The 20,276-nt window shown below is 60.4% G+C and carries 18 protein-coding genes and 2 tRNA genes; 17 read left to right on the top strand and 3 right to left on the bottom strand.

The window, feature by feature from the left end; all coding sequences use genetic code 11:
• The first annotated feature begins 52 nt into the window (after nt 1-52).
• A complete protein-coding gene (locus BLV18_RS02835) occupies nt 53-403 on the top strand; it encodes an MFS transporter (RefSeq protein ID WP_090361969.1) in 351 nt (116 codons plus the stop codon).
• A gap of 15 nt (nt 404-418) precedes the next feature.
• Here the strand turns inward: BLV18_RS02835 and BLV18_RS02840 are convergent, their stop codons facing one another.
• A complete protein-coding gene (locus BLV18_RS02840) occupies nt 419-727 on the bottom strand; it encodes a YhbY family RNA-binding protein (RefSeq protein ID WP_049858703.1) in 309 nt (102 codons plus the stop codon).
• A 100-nt stretch (nt 728-827) separates the two neighbouring features.
• On the opposite strand from BLV18_RS02840, the gene rlmE reads away from it, so the two are divergent.
• The 16 genes from rlmE to BLV18_RS02920 all read left to right on the top strand — a co-directional run bounded on the left by rlmE (nt 828) and on the right by BLV18_RS02920 (nt 16,902).
• Nucleotides 828-1,472: a 23S rRNA (uridine(2552)-2'-O)-methyltransferase RlmE gene (gene rlmE, locus BLV18_RS02845; protein WP_090356217.1), complete on the top strand. Its 645-nt coding sequence runs from the start codon at nt 828-830 to the stop codon at nt 1,470-1,472.
• Between the two features lie 197 nt (nt 1,473-1,669).
• Nucleotides 1,670-3,580 (top strand): ATP-dependent zinc metalloprotease FtsH, encoded by a 1,911-nt coding sequence (gene ftsH, locus BLV18_RS02850; protein ID WP_049858666.1) that lies wholly within the window; start codon nt 1,670-1,672, stop codon nt 3,578-3,580.
• 35 nt (nt 3,581-3,615) lie between these two features.
• Nucleotides 3,616-4,467 carry a dihydropteroate synthase gene (gene folP, locus BLV18_RS02855; RefSeq protein WP_049858667.1) on the top strand — a complete coding sequence of 284 codons (852 nt, stop codon included), beginning with the start codon at nt 3,616-3,618 and terminating at the stop codon, nt 4,465-4,467.
• A 16-nt stretch (nt 4,468-4,483) separates the two neighbouring features.
• On the top strand, nt 4,484-5,824 hold the full coding sequence (gene glmM / locus BLV18_RS02860) for a phosphoglucosamine mutase (protein WP_049858668.1): 1,341 nt from the start codon (nt 4,484-4,486) through the stop codon (nt 5,822-5,824).
• Nucleotides 5,825-5,890: 66 nt separating this feature from the next.
• The gene (tpiA, locus tag BLV18_RS02865; protein ID WP_090356220.1) at nt 5,891-6,646 is read left to right on the top strand and encodes a triose-phosphate isomerase; all 756 of its coding nucleotides are present in this window, start codon (nt 5,891-5,893) and stop codon (nt 6,644-6,646) included.
• 4 nt (nt 6,647-6,650) lie between these two features.
• On the top strand, nt 6,651-7,037 hold the full coding sequence (gene secG / locus BLV18_RS02870; protein WP_082223522.1) for a preprotein translocase subunit SecG: 387 nt from the start codon (nt 6,651-6,653) through the stop codon (nt 7,035-7,037).
• Between the two features lie 54 nt (nt 7,038-7,091).
• A tRNA-Leu gene (locus BLV18_RS02875) sits at nt 7,092-7,177 on the top strand.
• A 100-nt stretch (nt 7,178-7,277) separates the two neighbouring features.
• Nucleotides 7,278-7,354 (top strand) — tRNA-Met (locus BLV18_RS02880).
• Nucleotides 7,355-7,485: 131 nt separating this feature from the next.
• The gene (rimP, locus tag BLV18_RS02885; RefSeq protein ID WP_167375975.1) at nt 7,486-7,944 is read left to right on the top strand and encodes a ribosome maturation factor RimP; all 459 of its coding nucleotides are present in this window, start codon (nt 7,486-7,488) and stop codon (nt 7,942-7,944) included.
• A 59-nt stretch (nt 7,945-8,003) separates the two neighbouring features.
• Nucleotides 8,004-9,485, top strand: a complete 1,482-nt coding sequence (gene nusA / locus BLV18_RS02890; RefSeq protein ID WP_043190771.1) for a transcription termination factor NusA — start codon at nt 8,004-8,006, stop codon at nt 9,483-9,485.
• 26 nt (nt 9,486-9,511) lie between these two features.
• Entirely contained in the window at nt 9,512-12,025 is a 2,514-nt protein-coding gene (gene infB, locus BLV18_RS02895; protein WP_056845242.1) for a translation initiation factor IF-2, read from the top strand.
• A 111-nt stretch (nt 12,026-12,136) separates the two neighbouring features.
• Nucleotides 12,137-12,538, top strand: a complete 402-nt coding sequence (gene rbfA, locus BLV18_RS02900) for a 30S ribosome-binding factor RbfA (protein WP_049858671.1) — start codon at nt 12,137-12,139, stop codon at nt 12,536-12,538.
• A gap of 5 nt (nt 12,539-12,543) precedes the next feature.
• The gene (gene truB / locus BLV18_RS02905; protein WP_049858672.1) at nt 12,544-13,461 is read left to right on the top strand and encodes a tRNA pseudouridine(55) synthase TruB; all 918 of its coding nucleotides are present in this window, start codon (nt 12,544-12,546) and stop codon (nt 13,459-13,461) included.
• 143 nt (nt 13,462-13,604) lie between these two features.
• On the top strand, nt 13,605-13,874 hold the full coding sequence (rpsO, locus tag BLV18_RS02910; protein ID WP_043190760.1) for a 30S ribosomal protein S15: 270 nt from the start codon (nt 13,605-13,607) through the stop codon (nt 13,872-13,874).
• Between the two features lie 251 nt (nt 13,875-14,125).
• On the top strand, nt 14,126-16,231 hold the full coding sequence (gene pnp, locus BLV18_RS02915) for a polyribonucleotide nucleotidyltransferase (protein ID WP_049858673.1): 2,106 nt from the start codon (nt 14,126-14,128) through the stop codon (nt 16,229-16,231).
• 320 nt (nt 16,232-16,551) lie between these two features.
• Nucleotides 16,552-16,902, top strand: coding sequence for a BON domain-containing protein (locus BLV18_RS02920; RefSeq protein ID WP_043190755.1), 351 nt, complete (start codon nt 16,552-16,554; stop codon nt 16,900-16,902).
• A 99-nt stretch (nt 16,903-17,001) separates the two neighbouring features.
• Here BLV18_RS02920 and BLV18_RS02925 read toward each other — a convergent pair whose 3' ends face one another.
• Nucleotides 17,002-17,307, bottom strand: a complete 306-nt coding sequence (locus tag BLV18_RS02925; RefSeq protein ID WP_244156799.1) for a DUF2845 domain-containing protein — start codon at nt 17,305-17,307, stop codon at nt 17,002-17,004.
• Nucleotides 17,304-20,201, bottom strand: a complete 2,898-nt coding sequence (locus tag BLV18_RS02930) for a DUF748 domain-containing protein (protein ID WP_090356225.1) — start codon at nt 20,199-20,201, stop codon at nt 17,304-17,306. Before BLV18_RS02930 ends, BLV18_RS02925 begins: the two co-directional genes overlap by 4 nt.
• Nucleotides 20,202-20,276: the final 75 nt, after the last annotated feature.

Below are 20,276 nucleotides of genomic sequence, written 5' to 3' on the forward strand. Positions count from 1 at the left end.
GAGCGCCGTCATCTGGCAACTGACCCAGACGCTTTGGGTCGGTGGCCTGTGGATGCTGCATTTCGGTGTGCTGCCAGCGCTGGTCAAGGTAGGCCTCGCGCCACTGCTGGTGGAAGATATCGGCAGCCAGACAGGCTCCATGCTGATGGGGTTCGCCGGTTTCTGCGCGGTGCTGCAACTGCTGTTGCTGGCACGACTGCAGGGTGCGGCGTGCCTTGTGCGCGACGCGCGCGGGCAGCTGTTGTGGGCGGTATTGGTGGCGTGCGCGGCGTATTTCGCCGTGGCCTGGATGCTGGCCGATGCAGTGCGCTGGCAGTTGTTGTGCTATCTGGTGGCGGGCGTTACCGGCTTGGTGCTCGTGGTGCAGCCGGTGCCCTCGAGGGCGCGCAGGGCGCGACCTTGAGGATCGGCATGAGCATCAGCGGAATCGATGCACGTTCGACAGCTGCTTGTTCACTTGCGGGTTCTTGCGGTAAACCAGTGCCATCTTGCCGATGACCTGGACCAGATCGGCACGGCCGACCTTGCACAGTTCGGCAACGGCTTGCAGGCGTTGTTCGCGGTCGAGGATGTTGAGTTTGATCTTGATCAGCTCGTGATCGCTCAAGGCGCGTTCGAATTCTGCTAAAACACCTTCAGTCAAACCGTTGTCGGCAACCATCAAAACCGGCTTGAGATGGTGACCAATCGATTTGTACTGTTTCTTCTGCTCCTGAGTGAGCGGCATAATCTGACCCTTCATCTGATCTTGTAAAAAGCGGCGGCCAGTTTACCCGAGCGCCCTCGGCTCCGCCCAGTTAATCACGACCCGTTATTCGAGGTGCCCCGTGGCCCGTTCCAAGACAAGCCTCAATTGGCTGAAAGAACACTTCAACGATCCCTACGTCAAAATGGCGCAGAAAGACGGGTATCGTTCGCGTGCAAGCTACAAGTTGCTGGAAATACAGGAACGCGACCGCCTGATCCGTCCCGGCATGAGCGTCATCGACCTGGGCGCAGCGCCCGGAGGCTGGTCCCAGGTGACCAGTCGTCTGATTGGTGGCCAGGGTCGCCTTATTGCGTCCGACATCCTGGAAATGGACAGCATCGCCGATGTCACCTTCATTCAGGGCGATTTCACCGAAGACGCGGTGTTGGCGCAGATCCTGGCAGCCGTCGGCAATTCGGAAGTCGACCTTGTGATTTCCGATATGGCCCCCAATATGAGTGGACTGGCCGCAGTCGACATGCCTCGTGCGATGTTTCTCTGCGAGCTGGCGCTCGACCTGGCCAGCCGGGTCCTGCGTCCGGGCGGTGATTTCCTGATCAAGGTCTTCCAGGGTGAAGGCTTCGACGTGTATCACAAGACCGTTCGGCACATGTTCGAGAAGGTACAGATGCGCAAGCCTTCCTCGTCCCGTGACCGCTCCCGCGAGCAGTACCTGCTGGCCCGCGGTTTCAAGGGTGTGGAAAAGCCGGACCAAGAGGTCTGAGGCTGTCGATAGCTTTTATTAAATGGCGCGGCATGCTGAGCATAAACGAAGATTACGCAGTCAAAGTTTCACAAAAGGTTACAGACGCCGCCTGCGGAGCCGCAGGCAATGTAGTAAGTTTGGCCGGTGAACATCATGCGAAGCACGCCTGCGCGGGTTGCGGGTAGCAGGCTTCAGAGGGTAGCGAATTGAACGATATGGCAAAGAATCTGATCCTGTGGTTGATCATCGCCGCCGTCCTGGTGACGGTCATGAACAACTTCTCCAGCCCCAACGAGCCGCAGACCCTCAACTATTCCGACTTCATCCAGCAGGTGAAGGACGGCAAGGTCGAACGCGTTGCGGTCGATGGCTATGTCATCACCGGCAAACGCACTGACGGCGATGCCTTCAAGACCATCCGCCCGGCCATCCAGGATAACGGCCTGATCGGCGATCTGGTGGACAACAAGGTCGTGGTCGAAGGCAAGCAGCCTGAACAGCAAAGCATCTGGACCCAGCTCCTGGTGGCCAGCTTCCCGATCCTGGTGATCATCGCGGTGTTCATGTTCTTCATGCGCCAGATGCAGGGCGGGGCAGGCGGCAAGGGCGGCCCGATGAGTTTCGGCAAGAGCAAGGCGCGCTTGCTGTCCGAAGATCAGGTCAAGACCACCCTGGCTGACGTCGCCGGTTGCGACGAAGCCAAGGAAGAAGTTGGCGAGCTGGTCGAGTTCCTGCGCGACCCAGGCAAGTTCCAGCGCCTGGGCGGTCGTATCCCTCGTGGCGTGCTGATGGTCGGCCCGCCCGGTACCGGTAAGACCTTGCTGGCCAAGGCCATCGCCGGTGAAGCCAAGGTTCCGTTCTTCACCATTTCCGGTTCGGACTTCGTCGAGATGTTCGTCGGCGTCGGTGCCAGTCGTGTGCGCGACATGTTCGAGCAAGCCAAGAAGCATGCGCCTTGCATCATCTTCATCGACGAAATCGATGCCGTGGGTCGTCATCGTGGCGCTGGCATGGGTGGCGGTCACGACGAACGCGAGCAGACGCTCAACCAGTTGCTGGTCGAGATGGACGGTTTCGAAATGAATGACGGCATCATCGTCATTGCTGCGACCAACCGTCCTGACGTACTCGACCCTGCGCTGCTGCGTCCAGGCCGCTTCGACCGTCAGGTCGTGGTAGGGCTGCCGGACATCCGTGGGCGCGAGCAGATCCTCAAGGTCCACATGAAGAAAGCGCCTTTGGGCGACGACGTGAACCCTGCTGTCATCGCTCGCGGCACGCCAGGCTTCTCCGGTGCCGACCTGGCCAACCTGGTCAACGAGGCCTCTCTGTTCGCTGCCCGTAATGGCAAGCGCCTTGTCGAGATGAAAGAGTTCGAACTCGCCAAGGACAAGATCATGATGGGCGCCGAGCGCAAGACCATGGTCATGTCCGAGAAGGAAAAGCAGAACACTGCCTATCACGAAGCGGGCCACGCCATCGTTGGTCGCGTCGTGCCGGAGCACGATCCGGTCTACAAGGTCTCGATCATTCCCCGTGGTCGTGCCCTGGGTGTAACCATGTTCCTGCCTGAAGAGGATCGCTACAGCCTCTCCAAGCGTGCGCTGATCAGCCAGATCTGCTCGCTGTATGGCGGCCGTATCGCCGAAGAGATGACCTTGGGCTTCGATGGCGTCACCACCGGTGCCTCCAACGACATCATGCGTGCCAGCCAGATCGCCCGGAACATGGTCACCAAGTGGGGCCTGTCGGAGAAACTCGGCCCATTGCTCTACGCCGAAGACGAAGACCAGGGCTACCTGGGTCGTGGCGGCGGCGGTGGCGCAGCAGCCGTATCGGGTGAGACCGCCAAGGTGATCGACTCCGAAGTGCGCAGCATCATTGACCAGTGCTACGGCACGGCCAAGCAGATCCTCACTGACAACCGAGACAAGCTGGACGCGATGGCAGATGCACTGATGAAGTACGAAACGATCGATGCCGATCAGATCGACGACATCATGGCCGGCCGTACGCCACGTGAGCCTCGCGACTGGTCTGGTGGTGGTTCGGGTCCTTCGGGCACCACCATCGCACCGGATCCGCGTCCTGAGACACCCATCGGTGGTCCAGCGGCCGAAGTCTGAAACAGACGTCTCGCGCTTGATACCTAAGGTTTGACATGACCCCTTCGCAATACCCCACTCGGTTGCCTTGCGGCAACCGAGTTCTCGATCTGACTCAGACGCACGTCATGGGTATCCTCAATATCACTCCCGACTCTTTCTCCGATGGCGGCCGGTTCAACCAGCGCGATCTTGCCCTGCGTCATGCGCAGGCAATGGTCGAGGCGGGTGCGACCCTCATCGACATCGGTGGCGAGTCGACACGTCCGGGTGCTCGCCCGGTCTCCGTGGTCGAAGAGCTGGAGCGTGTCGCGCCATTGGTCGAAGCGATCAGCCGCGAACTCGATGTGATCATTTCGGTGGACACGTCCACTCCGGCCGTCATGCGCGAAAGTGCACGGCTTGGCGCTGGCCTGATCAACGATGTGCGTGCGCTACGCCGTGACGGCGCGCTGGACGCTGCGGCGGCCACCGGCCTGCCGGTTTGCCTGATGCACATGCAGGGCGAGCCTGGCACCATGCAGGATCATCCCCATTACGACGACCTGTTGGGCGAGGTGTCGAGCTTTTTGCTCGAACGAATGCAAGCCTGCGCTTCGGCAGGCATCCCGGCTGAGCGTATACTCCTCGACCCAGGCTTCGGCTTCGCCAAATCGCATGCGCACAACCTGAGCCTGTTCAAGCATATGCAGGCACTGCATGCGCTCGGGCGGCCCTTGCTGGTGGGCGTTTCGCGCAAGAGCATGGTTGGCCTGGCCCTGAACAAGCCCGTGACCGAGCGCCTCAACGGCAGCTTGGCCCTGGCTGCCCTGGCGATGACCAAGGGGGCAAAGATCCTGCGCGTCCACGATGTGGCCGAAACGATCGATGTCGTTCGGATGATCGCCGCCGTTGAAGCGGCCGAATAAGAATTACGGAGTACTTATGAGCAGGAAATATTTTGGCACCGACGGCATTCGTGGCCGTGTCGGCGAGTACCCGATCACCCCTGACTTCATGCTCAAGCTGGGCTGGGCGGCGGGCATGGCTTTCCGCAAGATGGGCGCCTGCCGCGTACTGGTCGGCAAGGACACGCGCATCTCCGGCTACATGTTCGAGTCCGCGCTGGAGGCCGGCTTGTCAGCGGCTGGCGCCGACGTGCTGCTGCTTGGCCCGATGCCAACGCCTGCCATTGCCTACCTGACGCGCACGTTCCACGCCGAGGCCGGTATCGTCATCAGCGCCTCGCACAATCCGCACGATGATAACGGCATCAAGTTCTTCTCCGGTCAGGGCACCAAACTGCCTGACGAAGTCGAATCGATGATCGAAGAGCTCATGGATGCACCCATGACCGTGGCCGAGTCCAGCAAGCTGGGCAAGGTTTCACGCATCAACGATGCCGCTGGCCGCTACATCGAATTCTGCAAGAGCAGTGTGCCTACCACCACCGATTTCGCCGGTCTCAAACTGGTGATCGATTGTGCGCATGGCGCCACTTACAAAGTTGCCCCCAACGTCTTTCGCGAGCTGGGTGCACAGGTCACGGTGCTGTCCGCAGCGCCCGACGGCCTGAACATCAACGACAACTGTGGCTCCACTCACATGGAAGCGCTGCAGGCTGCCGTGCTGATCGGGCACGCGGACCTGGGCATCGCGTTCGACGGTGACGGCGACCGCGTCCTGATGGTCGACCATACCGGCGCCATCGTCGATGGCGACGACCTGCTGTTCATCATCGCCCGCGACCTTCAGGAGCGCGGCAAGCTGCATGGCGGCGTTGTGGGGACGCTGATGAGCAACCTGGGGCTGGAGTTGGCCTTCAAGGATCTCTCCATCCCTTTCGTACGCGCCAGCGTCGGTGACCGCTACGTCATGGCCGAGCTCAAGGAGCGTGATTGGCAGCTGGGCGGCGAGAATTCCGGGCACATCGTGTGCTGCCATCACACCACCACGGGTGACGCGATCATTGCTGCGTTGCAGGTGCTGCTGGCCCTCAAGCGTCGTGATGAAACCCTTGCCCATGCCCGCCAAGGGCTGCGCAAGTGCCCTCAGGTATTGGTCAACGTGCGCTTCGCCGGTGGCGACGTCAATCCGGTCGAGCATCCGTCGGTCAAGGAGGCGTGCGAGCGCGTCACCCAGGCCATGGGTGGCCGTGGGCGGGTGCTGTTGCGCAAGTCCGGTACCGAGCCGTTGGTGCGGGTAATGGTCGAAGGCGACGACGAAAAGGTCGTGCGTGGCTATGCCGATGAGCTTGCCAGACTGGTGAGTGAAGTTTGCGCCTGAATACGGCTTGCCAGTGAACGTTGCGTTGGGTAACATCTGCGCCCACTTTGATCGACGAGGTACAGCATGCGTCGCCCCATGGTAGCTGGTAACTGGAAAATGCATGGTACCCGCGCCAGCGTCGCTGAGCTGATCAAGGGTCTGTCTGATCAGTCCTTGCCCGACTCTGTCGAGGTTGCGGTGTTCCCACCTCTGCTGTTCATCGACCGTGTGGTCGAGGGTCTGCAGGGGAGCAAGATCGCCGTCGGTGCTCAAAACTGCGCGGTTCAGGCCGGGCAGGGTGCGCTGACCGGTGAAACGGCTTCGAGCCAGTTGGTCGATGCCGGGTGTTCACTGGTACTGATCGGCCATTCCGAGCGTCGCCAGGTCATCGGCGAAGGTGAACAGCAGCTGATCGAGAAATTCCGCGCCGCGCAAGCGGCCGGCCTGACGCCAGTGCTGTGCATAGGGGAAACCCTGGAAGAGCGCGAAGCCGGTCAGACATTGGATATTGTAGGTCGTCAGCTGGGCAGTGTGGTTACAGCCCTGGGTATCGAAGCGTTCACCCGTGCAGTGATCGCCTACGAACCGGTCTGGGCCATTGGCACCGGGCTGACGGCCACGCCGCAACAGGCTCAGGATGTGCACGCTGCCATCCGCGCCCAGTTGACGGCAGAAGATGCCAAGGTCGCACAAGCTGTGCGGCTGTTGTACGGCGGTAGCGTCAAAGCGGCCAATGCGGCCGAACTGTTCGGCATGCCGGATATCGATGGGGGCCTGATTGGTGGTGCTTCCCTGAATGCAGATGATTTCGGTGCGATCTGTCGCGCCGCGGGAAACTGAGAAAATGCTGGAAACAGTCGTAGTCGTTCTTCATCTGTTGGGTGCCCTGAGCGTCGTCGCTCTGGTTTTGCTGCAACAGGGTAAAGGTGCGGACGCTGGCGCGTCGTTCGGGGCAGGTGCATCAAATACTGTCTTCGGAAGCCAAGGTTCCTCTACCTTTCTTAGTAAGTTTACTGCTATACTTGCCGCCTGTTTCTTCATAACCAGCTTGGGGTTAGGTTACTTTGCTAAAGAGAAAGCTCAACAGCTGACTCAAGTAGGTTTGCCAGATCCAGCGGTTATCGAAGCACCACGGCAGAAGCCGGCTACAGATGATGTTCCGGTGCTTCAAGAGCAAAAGACCGATGCGGCTCCTGCTGCTGACGTTCCTCAGGCTCAAGAGCAAAAATGATTCTCGAAAGGGCATCAGGGTTACAAAAGCGGTAAGGGTTTCAAACGTTGTATTGCCGAGGTGGTGGAATTGGTAGACACGCAACCTTGAGGTGGTTGTGCCCATAGGGTGTAGGGGTTCGAGTCCCCTTCTCGGTACCAATTAGTAATCAGGAGAGCCCGCTGTTGCGGGCTTTCTTGTCGGTGGAAGCTTGGATTGACCCAAAACGGGTTCGGTCGTATACTTTCGCCCCAGCTTTGTCGCGGGATGGAGCAGTCTGGTAGCTCGTCGGGCTCATAACCCGAAGGTCGTTGGTTCAAATCCAGCTCCCGCAACCAGTTTTAGCAAGGCCCCTTTTCAAAGGGGCTTTTTGTTAGCTGGACAGTTCTTAGCGCCGGTATTCAACGGCGTATCCGGGATGGGCGCTTCGCCCATTTTTTATTTGCACAGCATGCACGAGGGGGTTCAGGTGTCGAGCAAGCTAGAACAGTTGCAGGCCTTGTTGGCCCCGGTGGTCGTGGCCCTAGGCTATGAATGCTGGGGTATTGAGTTTTCGGCTCAAGGCCGCCATTCACTTTTGCGTGTCTATATCGATAAAGAGGGCGGCGTGCTGGTGGACGACTGCGCCATCGTCAGCCGCCAGCTCAGTGGTGTGCTGGATGTCGAAGATCCCATCACGGTTGAATACACCCTTGAAGTTTCTTCTCCAGGCATGGAACGCCCGCTGTTCACCATCGAACAGTTTGCAGCGTACGCCGGAGCACAAGTAAAGATAAAGCTGCGCGCGCCTTTCGAAGGACGTCGCAACTTTCAGGGCCTTCTCCACGGTGTGGAGGGCCAGGATGTCGTGATTCGAGTAGACGAACACGAATTCCTGCTGCCGATCGATTCGATCGACAAGGCCAATATCATTCCCAGTTTTGACTGAGACGTGCCAGATACTGCGGGTCCCGCGGATCCAATGGCTTGCGAAAGGCGAGGCGTACGATGAGCAAAGAAGTACTGCTGGTTGTTGAGTCGGTATCCAATGAAAAGGGTGTACCGGCAGGCGTAATATTCGAAGCGCTGGAGATTGCTCTGGCGACCGCGACCAAGAAACGCTTCGAAGACGAAGTGGATCTTCGCGTGGAAATCAATCGCCACACCGGCTCCTATGAAACCTTCCGTCGCTGGACGGTCGTCGAGGAAGCCGATCTGGACGATCCGGCCATCGAAACCTGGCCGAGCAAGGTTGTATTGACCCATCCCGAAGCCAAGGTGGGTGATGTCATCGAAGAGAAGATCGACTCCATCGAGTTCGGTCGTATCGCTGCACAGACTGCCAAGCAGGTCATCGTGCAGAAAGTTCGCGAAGCCGAGCGCGCCCAGGTGGTCGACGCTTACCGCGAACGTCTGGGCGAGATCATCTCGGGTACGGTCAAGAAAGTGACCCGTGACAATGTCATCGTCGACCTGGGCAACAACGCCGAGGCCCTGTTGGCTCGGGAAGATATCATTTCGCGGGAAACCTTCCGTGTCGGTGTGCGCTTGCGTGCACTGCTCAAGGAAATCCGTACCGAAAACCGTGGTCCTCAACTGATTCTTTCGCGCACCGCCCCGGAAATGCTCATCGAGCTGTTCCGCATCGAAGTGCCGGAAATCGCTGAAGGCCTCATTGAAGTCATGGCCGCATCCCGTGATCCGGGTTCGCGCGCCAAGATCGCCGTTCGCTCCAAGGACAAGCGCATCGACCCGCAGGGTGCCTGTATCGGCATGCGCGGATCGCGTGTGCAGGCTGTGTCCGGCGAGTTGGGCGGCGAGCGCGTCGACATCGTCCTCTGGGACGATAACCCGGCACAGTTCGTCATCAATGCCATGTCCCCGGCGGAAGTCGCGGCCATCATCGTCGACGAAGACGCCCATGCCATGGACATCGCCGTGGGCGCCGACAACCTGGCTCAGGCCATCGGTCGTGGCGGTCAGAACGTGCGTCTGGCCAGCCAGTTGACCGGCTGGACACTGAACGTGATGACCGAATCGGACATCCAGGCCAAGCAGCAAGCGGAAACCGGTGACATCCTGCGCAACTTCATCGACGAGCTGGAAGTCGATGAAGAACTGGCCCAGGTACTGGTTGACGAAGGTTTCACAAGCCTGGAAGAGATTGCCTACGTACCGTTGGAAGAGATGCTCAACATCGACGGCTTTGACGAAGATATCGTCAACGAGCTTCGCGCTCGGGCCAAGGATCGCTTGTTGACCAAAGCCATCGCTACAGAGGAAAAGCTGGCAGACGCCCATCCGGCCGAAGACCTGCTCTCGCTTGAGGGTATGGACAAGGATTTGGCGATGGAACTGGCGGTGCGCGGCGTAGTTACCCGCGAAGACCTGGCCGAGCAGTCGATTGACGACCTGCTCGACATCGACGGCATTGACCAAGATCGTGCCGGCAAGTTGATCATGGCCGCCCGAGCCCATTGGTTCGAGTAATTGGCGCGGCCTGAGGAGAGAAGTGCATGACGCAAGTCACGGTGAAAGAATTGGCCCAAGAGGTCGCCGCACCGGTAGAGCGCCTGCTTCAGCAGATGCGTGAGGCAGGTCTGCCGCACACCGACGCCGGACAAGTTGTGACCGACAATGAGAAGCAGGCTCTGCTGGCTCATTTGAAAAGCAGCCACAAGGCGAAAGCGGAAGAACCGCGCAAGATTACCTTGCAGCGCAAGACCCAAAGCACCCTGCGTGTGGCCGGTAGCAAGAGCATCAGCGTAGAAGTACGCAAGAAGAAAGTATTCGTTCAGCGCAGCCCGGAAGAAATCCAGGCCGAGCAGAAGCGTGAGCTCGAAGAGCGTCGCGCAGCGGAAAATGCTGCCCGTCAGAAGGCTGAGCAGGAAGCCCGTTCGCGTGCCGAAGAAGAAGCACGCAAGCAGCCTGGCAGCACCGTTCAGGCGGACGCCCCTGCCGCACCGGCGCCAGCTCCATCGGCGCCGAGCGTCGATGTGGCTGCCGTTGCTCCGGCACCGGCGCCCGAGCGCAAGAAGGAAGAGCCCCGTCGCCCCGACAAGCCGCGCAACGACGACCGTCGCAGCGGCAGTGGCAACAGTGATGGCGAGCGCAAGAACCAGCCTCACCGTGCCACCGTCAAGGAGAAGGCTCCGACTCCGCGCGCCGCGCCTCGTACCACCGACGAAGAAAGCGATGGCTTCCGTCGTGGCGGTCGTGGCAAGGGCAAGCTGAAGAAGCGCAACGCCCACGGCTTCCAGAGCCCTACCGGTCCTCTGGTGCGTGACGTGAAAATCGGCGAGACCATCTCTGTCGGCGATCTCGCTGCGCAGATGTCGGTCAAGGCTGCCGAGATCATCAAGTTCATGTTCAAGCTGGGCACTCCGGCCACCATCAACCAGGTGCTGGATCAGGAAACTGCTCAGCTGGTTGCCGAGGAGCTGGGCCACAAGGTGACCCTGGTCAGCGACACCGCTCTGGAAGATTCCCTGGCCGAATCGCTGAAGTTCGAAGGTGAAGCCTTCGCTCGTGCTCCGGTCGTGACCGTCATGGGCCACGTTGACCACGGCAAGACCTCGCTGCTCGACTACATTCGTCGTGCCAAGGTCGCTGCTGGTGAAGCCGGCGGCATCACTCAGCACATCGGTGCCTACCACGTTGAAACCGAGCGCGGCATGGTCACCTTCCTCGACACCCCGGGCCACGCCGCGTTTACCGCGATGCGTGCCCGTGGTGCCAAGGCGACGGACATCGTGATCCTGGTGGTCGCGGCGGACGACGGCGTGATGCCGCAAACCATCGAAGCCGTTCAGCATGCGAAAGCCGCTGGCGTGCCACTGGTGGTCGCGGTGAACAAGATCGACAAGCCAGGTGCCGACCTGGACCGTATCCGCAGCGAGCTGTCGGTTCACGGTGTGACTTCCGAAGAGTGGGGCGGCGACACCCCGTTCGTACCGGTTTCGGCCAAGCAAGGTACGGGCGTCGACGAATTGCTCGAAGCTGTGTTGCTGCAGGCTGAAGTACTGGAATTGACCGCAACGCCTTCGGCTCCTGGCCGTGGTGTGGTCGTCGAATCGCGCCTGGACAAGGGCCGCGGTCCGGTAGCCACCGTGCTGGTTCAGGACGGTACGCTGCGTCAGGGCGACATGGTGCTGGTCGGTTCGAACTACGGCCGTGTACGGGCCATGCTCGACGAGAACGGCAAGCCGATCAAGGAAGCCGGTCCGGCCATCCCGGTCGAGATCCTGGGCCTTGACGGTACCCCGGATGCTGGCGACGAGATGAGCGTGGTTGCCGACGAGAAGAAAGCCCGTGAAGTGGCTCTGTTCCGTCAAGGCAAGTTCCGCGAAGTCAAGCTGGCCCGTGCTCACGCCGGCAAGCTGGAAAACATCTTCGAGAACATGGGTCAGGAAGAGAAGAAGACGCTCAACATCGTCCTCAAATCCGACGTCCGTGGATCGCTGGAAGCGTTGCAGGGCGCCTTGAACGGCCTGGGCAACGACGAAGTGCAGGTGCGTGTGGTCGGTGGCGGCGTCGGTGGTATCACCGAATCCGATGCCAACCTGGCCCTGGCTTCGACAGCGGTACTGTTCGGCTTCAACGTGCGGGCCGATGCCGGCGCGCGCAAGATCGTCGAGCAGGAAGGTCTGGATATGCGTTACTACAACGTGATCTACGACATCATCGAAGACGTCAAGAAAGCCCTGACCGGTATGCTCGGCAGCGATGTTCGCGAGAACATCCTGGGTATCGCCGAAGTGCGTGACGTGTTCCGTTCGCCGAAGTTCGGTGCGATCGCCGGCTGCATGGTCATCGAGGGTGTGGTCTTCCGCAACCGTCCGATCCGTGTACTGCGCGAAGACATCGTGATCTTCGAAGGCGAGCTGGAATCGCTGCGTCGCTTCAAGGACGATGCGTCCGAAGTGCGTGCCGGCATGGAATGCGGTATCGGCGTCAAGAGCTACAACGACGTCAAGGTCGGTGACAAGATCGAAGTCTTCGAGAAAGTCCAAGTGGCTCGTACCCTCTAAGCCGCGACCTCCAGGAACCGGTCCGGCCATCGCCGGGCAGGTTCTAAACGCAACGCCCGATCCGGCCCAGCCTGATCGGGCGTTTGCCGCTCTAGTTACAGGTAATGAAACATGGCAAAAGAATACAGCCGTACCCAGCGCATCGGCGATCAGATGCAGCGCGAGCTGGCGCAACTGATCCGTCGCGAAGTCAAGGATCCACGCGTCGGCCTGGTCACCATCACGGCGGTGGAAGTCAGCCGCGATGTCGGCCATGCCAAGGTGTTCATCACCGTCATGGGTCAGGACAGCGCTGCCGATATCGCCCAGAGCATCAAGGTGCTGAACTCGGCCGCCGGCTTCCTGCGCATGCAGTTGGCCAAGGAAATGAAGTTGCGCAGCGTGCCGCAACTGCATTTCCACTACGACGAAAGCGTGAGCCGTGGCGCTCATCTGTCAGCGTTGATCGAGCGTGCCGTGGCCGAAGACAGCCAGCATCACGCAGACGATTCGGCCGAAGAGTCCAAGGAGTAATCCCGGTGGCTCAGGTCAAGCGTATCCGTCGCAACGTCAGTGGCATCATCCTGCTGGACAAGCCACTGGGGTTCACTTCCAACGCCGCTTTGCAGAAAGTGCGCTGGCTGCTCAATGCCGAGAAGGCCGGTCATACCGGCAGTCTCGACCCCTTGGCTACCGGCGTGCTGCCGCTGTGCTTTGGCGAGGCGACCAAATTCTCCCAGTACCTGCTCGACTCCGACAAGGGCTATGAGACATTGGCCCAGTTGGGCAAGACCACGACCACGGCCGATGCCGAGGGCGAGGTTCTGCAGACCCGCGAGGTGACCGTCGGTCAGTCCGACATCGAAGCCGTGTTGCCTCGATTCCGCGGGCAGATCAGCCAGGTACCGCCGATGTACTCGGCGCTCAAGCGTGACGGCCAGCCGCTCTACAAACTGGCGCGTGCCGGTGAAGTAGTGGAGCGCGAGCCGCGTTCTGTTACTATTGCGCGGCTCGAATTGCTTGGCTGCGAGCAGACCACCGCGCGGTTCGCCGTGGACTGCAGCAAAGGCACCTACATTCGGACCCTGGTCGAGGACATCGGCGAGGCGTTGGGGTGTGGTGCGTACGTCGCCGAGCTGCGTCGGACCCAGGCGGGCCCGTTCAGCCTGGCGCAAACCGTGACGCTCGAAGAGCTTGAAGCGGTGCATGCCGAGGGCGGAAACGAGGCGGTGGACAAGTTTCTGCTGCCATCGGACAGCGGCCTGCAGGATTGGCCACTGCTGCAATTCTCGGAGCACAGTGCGTTCTACTGGCTTCATGGCCAGCCGGTAAGGGCTCCGGAAGCCCCCAAGTTCGGCATGGTGCGGGTACAGGATCACAATGGTCGCTTCATCGGTATCGGTGAAGTGAGCGAAGACGGGCGCATTGCGCCGCGTCGCTTGATTCGGTCGGAATGACCGATCCCGGTCGTCACGGTGTTCGTGACGGCTGGTCGAGGACGGCTGTCAACAGGCACGGTCGCACCTCTTCTCATGAATACAGGGTTCTGCCCTGGCCTGTTGGACACTGCATGCAGTGCCCTTGATAGTGGAGATGCCTCATGGCTCTTAGCGTTGAAGACAAAGCTCAAATCGTTGCCGACTACCAGCAAGCCGTTGGTGATACCGGTTCGCCAGAAGTGCAGGTTGCACTGCTGACGCACAACATCAACAAGCTGCAGGGTCACTTCAAGGCCAACGGCAAAGACCACCACTCGCGTCGTGGTCTGATCCGCATGGTCAACCAGCGCCGCAAGCTGCTGGACTACCTGAAGGGCAAGGACGTCACCCGTTACAGCGCCCTGATCGGTCGTCTGGGTCTGCGTCGCTAATAGCGGCTCGACACGCGGTGACAAGCGTGGTTCGCCATGTTCGCAGGCCTGGGCACAAGCTCGGGCCTGCGAGGGCGCCACGCGCAATCCTGAGGTTGGTTGTCTGTCGTACCCCAGCGGGTTTCTCGCAGGGGCGGGCAGGCTCCCAGCCTCAAGTTGTATCTGGACGGTCAACGGGGCCGATTCCCCGCTCTGCCCAAGAATTTCGCAAGAAACCAGTTCCCCCAAGAGCCAACAGAAGGTAGGAAACCGTGAACCCGGTAATCAAGACGTTTCAATTCGGTCAATCGACCGTAACCCTCGAAACGGGCCGCATTGCCCGTCAAGCCTCCGGCGCCGTACTGGTCACCGTCGATAACGACGTGACCGTGCTGGTTACCGTGGTAGGTGCCAAGCAAGCCGATCCAGGCAAAGGCTTTTTCCCGCTGTCCGTGCACTACCAGGAAAAGACCTACGCTGCCGGCAAGATCCCCGGTGGTTTCTTCAAGCGTGAAGGCCGTCCTTCCGAAAAAGAAACCCTGACTTCGCGTTTGATCGATCGCCCGATCCGCCCCCTGTTCCCAGAAGGCTTCATGAACGAAGTGCAGGTCGTCTGCACCGTCGTTTCCACCAGCAAGAAAACCGATCCGGACATCGCTGCGATGATCGGTACCTCGGCAGCCCTGGCCATTTCCGGCATTCCGTTCGATGGTCCGATCGGCGCTGCGCGCGTGGCTTTCCACGAGAGCACTGGCTACCTGCTGAACCCGACCTACGAGCAGCAGCAGGCGTCGAGCCTGGACATGGTCGTGGCCGGTACCAAAGACGCCGTGCTGATGGTTGAATCGGAAGCCAAAGAGCTGACCGAAGACCAGATGCTGGGCGCTGTGCTGTTCGCCCACGACGAGTTCCAGTCGGTCATCAAGGCCGTTGGCGAGCTGGCTGCCGAAGCCGCCAAGCCTACCTGGAGCTGGACGCCGAAAGCCTGGAACACCGAGCTGCTCGGCGCGATCCGTGGCGAATTCGGCGACGCCGTTTCCCAGGCCTACACCATCACCGTCAAGGCCGATCGCTACGCCAAGCTGGGCGAGCTGCGTGAACAGGTAATTGCCAAGTTCTCCGGCGAAGAAGGTCAGCCGACCGCAGCCGAAGTGAAGGAAATCTTCGGCGAGATCGAGTACCGCACCGTTCGCGAAAACATCGTCAACGGCAAGCCACGCATCGACGGTCGCGACACCAAGACCGTGCGTCCGTTGAACATCGAAGTCGGTGTACTGCCCAAGACCCACGGTTCGGCCCTGTTCACCCGTGGTGAAACCCAGGCGCTGGTCGTCGCGACTCTGGGCACCGCCCGCGACGCACAGTTGCTGGACACCCTGGAAGGCGAGAAGAAAGACCCCTTCATGCTGCACTACAACTTCCCTCCGTTCTCGGTGGGCGAGTGTGGTCGCATGGGCGGTGCAGGCCGTCGCGAAATCGGTCACGGCCGTCTGGCCCGTCGTTCGGTACAGGCCATGCTGCCCGCCGCCGATGTGTTCCCGTACACCATCCGCGTGGTATCGGAAATCACCGAGTCCAACGGTTCCAGCTCCATGGCGTCGGTCTGCGGTGCCTCCCTGGCCCTGATGGACGCTGGTGTGCCGATGAAGGCGCCGGTGGCCGGTATCGCCATGGGTCTGGTCAAGGAAGGCGAGAAGTTCGCCATCCTCACCGACATCCTGGGTGACGAAGACCACTTGGGCGACATGGACTTCAAGGTCGCCGGTACCGCCAAGGGCGTTACCGCGCTGCAGATGGACATCAAGATCAACGGCATCACCGAAGAGATCATGGAAATCGCCCTGGGCCAGGCCCTTGAAGCGCGCCTGAACATCCTCGGTCAGATGAACCAGATCATCGGTACCTCGCGTACCGAGCTGTCGGAAAACGCTCCGACCATGATCGCCATGAAGATCGACACCGACAAGATCCGCGACGTGATCGGCAAGGGTGGCGCAACCATCCGTGCCATCTGCGAGGAAACCAAGGCTTCGATCGACATCGAAGACGACGGCTCGATCAAGATCTTCGGCGAGTCCAAGGAAGCCGCTGAAGCTGCGCGTCAGCGCGTTCTGGGCATCACCGCAGAAGCCGAGATCGGCAAGATCTACGTCGGCAAGGTCGAGCGCATCGTCGACTTCGGTGCATTCGTCAACATCCTGCCGGGCAAGGACGGTCTGGTTCACATCTCCATGCTCAGCGATGCTCGCGTAGAGAAAGTGACCGACATCCTCAAAGAAGGTCAGGAAGTCGAAGTACTGGTGCTGGACGTGGACAACCGCGGCCGTATCAAGCTGTCCATCAAGGACGTTGCTGCTGCAAAGGCCTCGGGCGTCTAAACCCGCAGGTGTGAAGAAAGAGCCCTTCGGGGCTCTTTTTTTTCGCCTAGAGTTCACTAAGTAGCGGTTAGAACGCCGAAAGCTGTGCAGTTGAGTGATTGAAGTGAGCAGGGAACTTTTGCGGACTTGCAACTTGCACGCAAAAAACTGTACGAGCGTGCAAACTGCACGATAGTGCGGTTTTCGCATAATTATAAGTCATTGATTATTAAGGATTTTGCAGAGCGAAGCAGGTTGGCATGACGCCTGCAACATCCCTGTCACCTGCCACCAAGACATTAAATGGTCGCAGACCTTTTCAAAAAACAGGAGTGAATCGTATGAAGAAGTTCGCTATTGCTGCCGCTACTGCTACCGCGCTGACCCTGACCATGGCCAACGCCGCTTTCGCTCAACAGTCCACCCAGGCTCCTATGGTGGTTGCTGCTGGTGAAGTTACTCACGCCAAAGAAGCAACTTCCGACACTTGGATCACCACCAAGGTCAAATCCGATCTGGTCACCGAGAAAGGCATTCCAGGCACCGACATCAAGGTAGAAACCAACAAAGGCGTGGTTTCCCTGTCGTCGACCGTTGCTGTGACCGAAGCACAGAAGGCTACTGCCGTGCGTATCACCAAGGCAATCAAAGGCGTGAAAGCTGTTTCCGCCGATGGCCTGAAAGCCGAGTAAGTTTCATGCGAAGGCCACAGGGATGTGGCCACTTAAAGCCCCGGCGTGCTGCGCCGGGGCTTTTTTATGCCCGCGAATTGGGTACCAATCAGGGCCGAATCAGTTACGGCTGCTCTCGATCTCCACCAGACGGCTACCGACGAACTTCAAGTACTGACTCATGCCGTTGGACGGTCCGTACACCCATTCTTCGATGGGCAGTTCAACGCGCCGATTGATCGGGCCCGAGCGCTCATAGCCCGTCTGTGCCTTGCTGGCGGGAGCACCACACTTCTGCTCGACCTGAACCGTACGATCATTCAGCGACACCAGAGTGCTGCCGCAGCGCATCGTCGAGGCGGCGCCCGCCGTGTCGCACAGCGCCAGCAACAAAGGCGCGCAGCTCATCCAAATCAACTTGTTCATTCGGCATCCAGATGCAGTGGGGTGATGATGCGTCCGTCTTTTTCAGCCTGACCCAGGGCCGCATCGATGAAGTACACGCGCTCGTCAGCCAGTTGGCCCTTGTCGACCAGAAAGTCCTTGATGCTGCCCGCGCGCGCCTGACCCAGCTGGCGCAGCAACGCGTTGTTCGACGCCCACGACTTGAGCACTGCTTCACGCAACTTGTCGGCGCGTGTTTTGCTGTCCAGCTGTTGCCATTCCGCCGGCGGCTGGCCTTTGAGTCGCGTGCGGTAGATGGCTTCGAGCATCGGCGGTTTGTCGTCTTCGGGCACCTGCATCTCTGCAGCCGTGGCCGGGACCTTGTCGCCGCGGCGCTGAGCCATCTTATAGTAGGTGCTCTGGTACTCGCGCTCCAGCCGCTGTTGAGCGATGAGCGGGCCGTCGCTGGCCTGGGCGCTGGTGCCTTCGATTTCCAGGCGCAGCATCGGACGTTCCTTCAAGGCGGTTGCCAGCTTCATCAGCGCCGCTTGCGCCTCGGCACTGAGCTCATCGGAGCCTGGGCGGAACGACACGGTGCTCAGATCCTGCGACCCACCACCACTGACCAGCCCGCCAATGAACTTGAACGGTGCCTGCGCGGCGCGGACCATGAGATTGCGCAGGGTCTGCCAGACGATCGGCATGACGCTGAACTGGGGGCTGTTGAGGTCGCCACTCACCGGCAGTTCGATGGCGATCTTGCCCTCGGAGTCCTTGAGCAGCGCAATCGCCAGCCGCAACGGCAGATCCACCGCATCGGGGCTGTCGACCTTGTCACCCAACTGCAGCTGTTCCACCAGCAGCTTGTTTTCCGCCTTGAGCTGGCCTTTGGTGATCAGGTAGTGCAGGTCAAGATTCAGACGGCCCTTGCGAATGCGATAACCGGCGAACTTGCCGGAGTAGGGCGTCAGCGTGGTCAGCTCCACGCGCTTGAAGCTGGTGGTGATGTCCAAGCTGGCCATCGGATCGAAAGGGTTCAGCGCACCGGAAATGGTCACCGGCGCATAGCGATCGACCTTGCCCTGGATGTCGATGCGCGCAGGTTTGGCCTGGCGGTTGTCGATGGTGCCGATGCGCCCGTTGAGTTGCTGGACGGCGGTGGCGAAGTTGGGCGTCAGGCTGAAGTCGGCGAAGTTGGCCGAGCCGTTGTCGATGTCCACGGCGCCGATGCGGATGCCCAGTGGCGTTTCCGCATTGGCCGGTTTGCCAGCCCGGGCCGGCTCGGCGGGCTGCGCCGGTTGCGGAATCAGCAGGTCGTCGATATTGGTGGTGCGGTCCTCGTTGATCATGAAGCGCGCATACGGCTGCTGCAGCTGGACCCGTTCGATGTCCAGGCGATCGCCGTGGCGATACTCCAGACCGGTCAGGGTCAGGTGCTGCCATTTGACGAAGTCGCGCTCCTTGAGCGTATCGAGCGTGTGCAATTGATCGACTTCGGCGCGACCGGATACGGTCATGGCTAGGGGTTCGGTGCCGGTCAGTTGCACATCGAGATCGCTGTCGAGCATGCCGCTGCGCAGTTCCAGACGAATCAGCGGACTGATGTAGGCCTGCGCGATACGCAGGTCGATGTCCTGAGTGCTGACCTTCATGCGGGCAGCAACCGGCGCCAGACTGACCTCGCCGCTGGCCTGTACACGACCTTGCTTGCCCAGGCCGGTATCGAGCTTGAGGGTGAAGGGCGCGCCGTTGAGGCTGTCGAAGTCATGCAGGTCCAGGTTGAGTGGACCCACGTCCACGGCGACCTCATCGGTAGGCACACGGTCGGCCAGATGCACCTGGTAGTCACGCAGCTGGACATCCTTGAGCAGCACCTGCCAGGGCTTGGCCGGCGAACTTGTCGGCTCTTTGGGTGCTGGCTGCTGTGGTGCCGAGCTGGCGAACAGTTTCTGCCAGTCGAGCTGCCCATCCGCCTCGCGGGCGGCCCAGGTTTCCAGCTTGTGACTGCGTATCCGACCGACACTGACCAGTTGCTTGACCAGGTCGACCGACGTGTCGCTGACGTCCAGGCGCTCGAGTCGAGCCAGGGGACGTCCATCGGGAGCTGCGATCGCGAAGGGCGCGACGCTAAGGGCCACCTTGTCCAGTTTCAGCTCGGTCTGCTTGGCCAGATTGAGGTTGTAATCGGCACTCAGGGTGAACACGCCCTTTTCCAGAACCAACGGCACGCTGTCGCGCACGTACGGCCACCAGACGCTCATCTGCGCATCGGTCACCTTCAGCGATCCCTGGGACGACACCGGGCTCAGGCCGATCCGGCCACGCCAGTCGATACGACCGCCCTGAGGGCTGTTGGCAACCAGGGTCATGTCGGCATGATCGTCTGGCAGCGTGCTGAGGTTCTGCAGCTCCAGATTCATCGAGTCGTATAGAAATTCGATGGGCTGGCTGGGGCGCAGATCCTTGAAATGCAAACGCCCATCGACCAGCTTGATGCTGCCGATGCGCAAGGCGAAGGGCTCGGAAGGCGCGTCCTGCTCGGCAGCGGTATCGCTGGCCGGAAGCTTGAACAGAGCGCTCAGGTTCAGTTTACCGCTTTTGTCGAACAGTACTTGAGTCTGCGGTCTGTCCAGTTCCACTGCGACCAGATGCAAGGCGCCGGTCCACAGGCTGTCCACTTGCAGGTTGGCGTACAGCCGCTCGAAACCGATCTGTTCGGCGCCAGGCTCGCCGATCTTCAGCCCCCATAGGGTCAGCTCGAGACTGAACGGATTGAACTCCAGCCGCTGCAACTGTGCAGGCACGGTGGAGTAGGCCGCTAGCTGCTGATTGGCTACCCGCAGCGCTACGCCGGGCAGGATCAGGAAACCGAGCATCGCGTACAGCGCAACCAGCGCCACGAGGGTGGCGGCAGTGCGTTTCAATCCTTTGGACATGGAAATGGGGCCATCTGACGTGATCGGAGGTGCTTGGAGTATGGCACGTCAATGTGGTTCCTATGACTCAGCCCG

Origin of the sequence: Pseudomonas coleopterorum (assembly GCF_900105555.1) — a bacterium.
GTDB lineage: Bacteria > Pseudomonadota > Gammaproteobacteria > Pseudomonadales > Pseudomonadaceae > Aquipseudomonas > Aquipseudomonas coleopterorum.